The sequence below is a fragment of the Streptomyces sp. NPDC058195 genome (assembly GCF_042883525.1).
In the GTDB taxonomy this organism is placed as follows: domain Bacteria; phylum Actinomycetota; class Actinomycetes; order Streptomycetales; family Streptomycetaceae; genus Streptomyces.
Window position 1 is genome coordinate 274,429 of record NZ_JBHVVM010000008.1, and the last position, 6,117, is coordinate 280,545.

The window sequence follows — 6,117 nt, forward strand, 5'->3', positions numbered from 1 at the left end:
GGTGCCGCACGAAGGTGTCCGGGCCGGGGCCGTTACTTGGGCCAGCGGGCGATCTGCACGTTCTCCAGGACGCCGACCGCGTCCGGCACGAGGATCGCGGCGGAGTAGTAGGTGCTGACGAGGTAGGACGTCATGGCCTTCTCGTCGATGCCCATGAAGCGGACCGACAGGCCCGGTTCGTACTCGTCCGGCAGTCCGGTCCGGTGCAGCCCGATGACGCCCTGCTTCTCCTCGCCGGTACGCATGACGAGGATCGAGCTGGTCTTCTCCGGCGTGACGGGGATCTTGTCGCAGGGCAGGATCGGAACCCCGCGCCAGGCGGGGACCTGCTGGCCGCCGAGATCGATGTGGTCCGGGTAGATTCCGCGCGCGTTGAACTCGCGCCCGATCGCCGCGATCGTCCGGGGGTGCGCGAGGAAGAACCTGGAACCACGGCGCCGGCAGAGGAGTTCGTCCAGATCGTCCGGGGTCGGCGGTCCGGAACGGGTCTGGATGCGCTGCTTGAAGTCGGCGTTGTGGAGCAGGCCGAACTCCCGGTTGTTGACCAGCTCGTGCTCCTGGCGCTCGCGCAGCGCCTCGATGGTGAGCCTGAGCTGCTCCTCGGTCTGGTCCATCGGCCCGTTGTAGAGGTCGGCGACCCTCGTGTGGACGCGCAGCACGGTCTGGGCGACCGAGAGTTCGTACGCGCGCGGCTTCAGCTCGTAGTCGACGAAAGCGCCGGGCAGTGGGGGCTCGCCGACGTGCCCGGCCGACATGGCGATCTCCGCCTCGCCGCGGTGGTTCTGCCGTTTGCGGGAGAGCGAGGAGAACGCTTCGAGATGGGTCCGCAGGCCCGGAGCCCTGGAGCACACGGCCGTGAAGTCGGCGCGTGACAGGGTGAGCAGGGTGCCCGGGGTCTCGGCGGTGACGGTCTGCGCCCAGCGGGCGTCCTCGTCCAGCAGGGCGCTCTCCCCGAACCGGTCGCCATCGGCGAGTACGTCCAGGGTGACCTCGTCGCCGTACGCGCCGGGGGAGGTCTGGGTGACACGGCCGTGGGCGATCAGATGGAGCCGGTCCGCGGGGGCGCCGTGCTCGGCCAGCCTCTCGCCCGCCCGGACGTCGCGCTGGACACACCGGTCGGCGAGTGCCGCCAGCGCCTCCTCGTCGTCGAAGCCGCGCAGCAGGGCCAGTTCACCGAGTGCGCGGGGGACCACCCTGACCCGGGCGCCCTCCTGCACGAACTGCACGGTCCCGTCGCCGACCGTGTAGCTCAGGCGTCGGTTCACCCGGTACGTCCCGCCCTTGGTCTCCACCCAGGGGAGCATCCGCAGCAGCCAGCGGGAGGTGATCTCCTGCATCTGCGGGGCGGACTTGGTGGTGGTGGCGAGATTGCGGGCAGCCGCCGTGCCCAGACTGGACTGCCGGGGCAGCTCCGGCCGTGCTTCCGGGCTCGATCCAACCGTCATCGGGCAAGCTCCCCTTGCTGAGGGCGAGGGCACGCACGTATGCGGACGCCATTGGGTATTGGGAGGGAAAAGGGGTATCTGGAAGGGAATCCGTCCAGATCCAGGGGAACACTAATAGCCGCTTCGCCCTCCGAAGCAAGAAAAGCCGTCGACATTAACTCGATACGATGATCGTGTCCGCGTGATGTTTGTTCGAGTAACGGCATGTTCCGGCCCGATATCCCCGGGGAGGCCCCGGGCACGCGACCGCACCCCTCCGTACCTGATCCGCAGGTCGGGAAGGGTGCGGCCGTGTGCGTGACTCGAATGTCCCGTGAAGAACCCGGGCGAGGCGGGTCCGGAGTCCGTCGCGGTTCCGGCCCGGCCTCAGCCTTCCGGGCCGGACGTGCGGGTGCTGGCCAGCCCTTCGGCCAGGAGCAGGGGAAGCTCGTCGGGCGGGCGCAGGAAGGCATGGTGCCCGCCGGGGAGGACCGTCCGACGGAATCGGTCAGGTTCGGCGTAGGCGGACCAGCCTGCCATCAGACGGGGCGGGATCTCCCGGTCGTCCCGCCATCCGATCGCGTGGACGACCGAAGGCAGGACGACCGGTTCGTCCAGGTGGTACTGCTGGTTGGCGTCGAGATCGGCCCGCAGGACCTTGAGGCTGATCTCGATCATGTCGGGTTGCGGACGACCGCCCATGGCCAGGGTCAGCTGCGTCAGTTCCTCGGACAGCTCGGCATCGGTCATGCCCAGGAACCGCCCGTAGGGTCCGTCGTGCGGGGAGACCTGGGAGGAGACGTAGAGGACCTCGGGGCTGGGCATGCCGTGGCGCGCCAGGTGGAGGGCGGTGGCGAAGGCGGGCAGGGCTCCGCCGCAGTGGCCGAAGAAGCCGAAGGGCCGGTCCAGATGGGGCAGGAGATACTCGGCCACCTGCCCGGCCAGGGAGTCGTAGGTGCCGTAGTGCGGTTCCGGGATCCGGTTCTCCCGGCCCGGGAGCTGGATGAGGCAGAACTCGACATCGCCCACCCGCCGCGGCCACTTGTTGTACATGGAAGCGCCGAGCCCTGAGTAGGGGAAGCAGAACAGCCGTGCCGAGGCCCCGTCCTGCGGATCCCGCAGCAGGAACCGGCCCCGTCGTCGGGACGCGTTCATCTGTCACCTCCGGTCAGTGGACAGGGGTATGGGTCCGGCGGAGGCGAGGGCCCGTGACAGGACCGGGGCGGCGCCGGGCCGCAGCCGCGCCGTGACGGGCATGCTCTTGACGCCGGCCACGAAGTTGGACGCCAGGTGCTCCACCGGCCCCGCGGACCGGAACTCCTCGACCAGCTCGGCGATTTCGGTGAAGGCCAGCTGAAGGGCGATGCGGGCCAGTGGCGCGCCGATGCAGTAGTGGGGTCCGAAGCCGAAGGCCACATGACGGTTCGGGGTGCGGGTGATGTCGAAGCGGAAGGGGTCGGGGAAGACCCGCTCGTCGCGGTTGGCCGACCCCAGCCAGGCCACCACCGCGTCCCCCTCGCGTACGAGGGTGCCGGCGACCTCGGTGTCCTTCACGGCATGGCGCATGAAGTGGTTGGCGGGCGAGGTCCAGCGCAGTCCCTCCTCCACGCAGCTTCCGACGAGCGAGGGATCGGCGGTCAGCCTGCGGTACTCGCCGGGATGGTCGATCAGCGCCTGCACCGTGCCCGCCAGTGCGTGCGGCGTGGTGACGTTGGCGCCGAGCAGCAGGCTGTAGCAGTTGTAGACGATCTCGTCATGATGCAGCCTGCGGTTCCCGCTCTCCATCCGGATGAGGAAGTCGATCAGGTCCTCCTCCGGGCCGGGGCCGCCGAACCGGATCCTGCGGCGGACCACCGCGGAGAAGTAGGAGAACAGTTCGTGATGGGCGGCGGTCAGTGTGCCGTGGCCCTCGCTGTGGCGGTAGTCGACGTCGTCGGGGGCGATGGCGGTCGTGGTGAGCCGGGTCAGCTGCGGCCAGTCGGCCTCCGGCAGGCCCATCAGCGTTCCGGTGAACGCCATCGGGAAGCCCGCTCCCGCTCGCCCCGCGTCCCAGACGCCACCGTCGAGAAGAGGGGCCAGGAGGCGGTGCACCACGCGTCGGATGCCGGGGCCGCGAGAGACCAGGGAGCGGTGTGACAGCACCTTGTTCATCGGTTCGCGCATCATGCTGTGGACGGGCGGGTCGCTGGCCGCCATCATCTTGTCGGCCGCGGGATCCTCCGCGCCCAGGACGGAGAGCAGCGTTCCGCGCCGCGAGGTGAACCGGGTGTGGTCGCGCAGTACGTCGTTCACGTCCCGGTAGCGCGTGACGGACCAGAACGCGCGGCCGTCCGGGACGACCTGCTGGTGCACGGGGGCCCGTCGGCGCATGTCGGTCCAGACGGCATGGGGATCGCCGTCGGTGTAGAGAGAGCCGTCGAGGAGGTCCACCGCGTCGAGGTCCGTCCCGCGCGGCTCCGGTCCGGGTACCGTGATCCTCATACCCGCGCCTCTGTTTCCCGCCTCGCGGCAGTGATGAACTCCGCGAGTTCGCAGACCGTCGGGCGCTGGTAGAACGTCAGCGCGGGGACCGTCACGTCGTACTCGACGCTGATCTCGCTGGTGATCCGGGCCGCCATCAGCGAGTGGCCGCCCAGCTCGAAGAAGTCGTCGTCGACACCCACCTCGGACAACTCCAGGAGATCGGCCCACAGTTCGGCGAGCCAGCCCTCGACGCCGTCGTCCGGTCCGCGGTAGGGCGTGCTCAGCTCGGGGCGGCCGGGAAGGGAGACATCGGCGAGGGCCGCCCGGTCCACCTTGCCGCTGGCGGTCAGCGGCAGTGGGTCCAGGCGTACGAAGGCCGCGGGGATCATGTGGTCCGGGAGCAGCGCCCCGAGATGGTGGCGCAGTTCACCGGCCGGCAGTGCCTGGCTGCCGACGTAGAAGGCCGCCAGGTGACGGTCCGCGCCGGGCTTGCCCCGGACGGCGACGGCCGCGTCGGTGATCTCCGGGTGACGGCGCAGCGCCGTCTCCACCTCGCTGGGTTCGACGCGGAAGCCACGGATCTTCACCTGGTCGTCGGCCCTGCCGTGGAAGAGGAGGACACCGTCGGGCCTGCGGCTCACCAGATCGCCGGTGCGGTACATGCGTTCGCCCGGTGGCCCGAAGGGGTTCGCCACGAACCTCTCGGCGGTCTGGCCCGCGTGGTGGAGATACCCGTGCGCCAGGCCGAGACCGCTGGCGTACAGCTCTCCCACCTCGCCGTCGGGCACCGGGGCCAGGCGCTCGTCCAGGACATGCACCGCGGTGTGGTCGATGGGGCGGCCGATGGGTACGGTGCCACCCCCCGTCGCGGCGGTGAGCGGGTGACAGGTCGTGAACGTGGTGTTCTCGGTGGGACCGTAGCCGTTCACCAGGGTGGTGCCCGGCAGCTCGCGCAGCGCGCGGTCGACGTGGCCGGGCGACAGCGTGTCCCCGCCGGCCAGCAGATACCTCACCCCGGACAGGTCGGCGGTTCCGGACTCGACCATCGCGTGGAACAGGCCAGCGGTGAGCCAGAGGACGGTGACGCCCTCCTTGCGGACGAGCGCGCTGATCTCCGCCGGGGAGAGATCGCCGGGAGGCGCGACGACCAGGCGCCCGCCGTTGAGAAGCGGTCCCCATATCTCCAGGGTGGAGGCGTCGAAGGCCGCCGGGGCGAACTGGAGGAAGACGTCGTCGGCCCGGAGGGGAAGGGCACGGTTGCCCAGTACCAGACGGATCACCGCCCGGTGCGGTGTGCACACGCCTTTGGGACGGCCGGTGGAACCGGAGGTGTAGGCGATGTACGCCGTACTCGATCCGGTGGTGGCGGGACGGGGGACTGCTCTGGCCGCGCCCTCGCCGTCCGGATCGCCCGCCGGGTCGTCCGCCGGGGCGTCCACGACCAGGGTGGTTACGTCCGTGCCGATCCGGCCGACGAGAGCGCGCTGGGTGATCACGAGGTCGCACCCGGCGTCCCGCAGCAGTTCCGCCAGGCGCTGGGGCGGCTGCCGGGGGTCCAGGGCCAGATAGCCGCGACCGGCCTTCAGCACCGCGAGGAGGGAGACGATCAGCGTCGCCGATCGTTCCAGACAGACCCCGACAGGGCGGTCGTCGTCTCCTCGCAGCGCGCGCAGCCGGTGGGCGAGCCGGTCCGACCGCGCTTCCAGGGCGGCGTAGGTGAGCTGTGCGTCCGGCGCGTCGACCGCGATGCGGTCCGGAGAGGCGGCGGCCTGTCGGGCCACGATGCGGTCCAAGGTCCTCACGCGGGGTACTCCCATTCCGATCGGTTGTTCTCCCGGGTGACCGGGACCTTCCGTGGGGGAAATCCGTGCTGTCGGTGCCATGGTGACGATCGCCCGATGAGCCGTACGGGCCCCGGCGACCGTGATGGTGCTGTTCCGCCCCGCTGCCCCGCCGCGAACGAACACGAAGGCGCTCCGTGTTCTGGTTCATCGGGGACGGCTCGCCCGGCGTGTGCATTACTGCGGGCACACCGCACGCACATTCTTCTGGAACAGCAGGGGAAGGGCTAGGGAAATCCGGTGGAATCAAGGCACAAAACATCGCCTCGGCAGTCGCCACGTACCCGAAGGGGCGGATTGCCGAGCCTGCAATGAGGTCTCTTTGTGAGGTTGATATGTCGGTCGGTGTATCCGGCGTTCGTATCACTGCCTATGAATGGATGAAGCTA

The 6,117-nt window shown here is 69.9% G+C and carries 5 protein-coding genes; 1 reads left to right on the top strand and 4 read right to left on the bottom strand.

The genetic code is table 11. The annotated features are described in order from the left end of the window. Positions 1–32: 32 nt before the first annotated feature. The 4 genes from ACFVWY_RS13555 to ACFVWY_RS13570 form a co-directional block, all read right to left on the bottom strand. Entirely contained in the window at positions 33–1,445 is a 1,413-nt protein-coding gene (locus ACFVWY_RS13555; RefSeq protein WP_389870896.1) for a family 2B encapsulin nanocompartment shell protein, read from the bottom strand. A 366-nt stretch (positions 1,446–1,811) separates the two neighbouring features. Further along, a complete protein-coding gene (locus tag ACFVWY_RS13560) occupies positions 1,812–2,579 on the bottom strand; it encodes a thioesterase II family protein (RefSeq protein ID WP_389870898.1) in 768 nt (255 codons plus the stop codon). A gap of 3 nt (positions 2,580–2,582) precedes the next feature. Further along, positions 2,583–3,905, bottom strand: coding sequence for a cytochrome P450 (locus ACFVWY_RS13565; protein WP_389870901.1), 1,323 nt, complete (start codon positions 3,903–3,905; stop codon positions 2,583–2,585). After that, positions 3,902–5,689, bottom strand: coding sequence for an amino acid adenylation domain-containing protein (locus tag ACFVWY_RS13570; RefSeq protein ID WP_389870903.1), 1,788 nt, complete (start codon positions 5,687–5,689; stop codon positions 3,902–3,904). Before ACFVWY_RS13570 ends, ACFVWY_RS13565 begins: the two co-directional genes overlap by 4 nt. Before the next feature lie 176 nt (positions 5,690–5,865). Between ACFVWY_RS13570 and ACFVWY_RS13575 the strand changes: the two genes are divergently transcribed. Next, a partial coding sequence (locus ACFVWY_RS13575) for a hypothetical protein (protein ID WP_389870906.1) occupies positions 5,866–6,117 on the top strand: 252 nt, incomplete at its 3' end.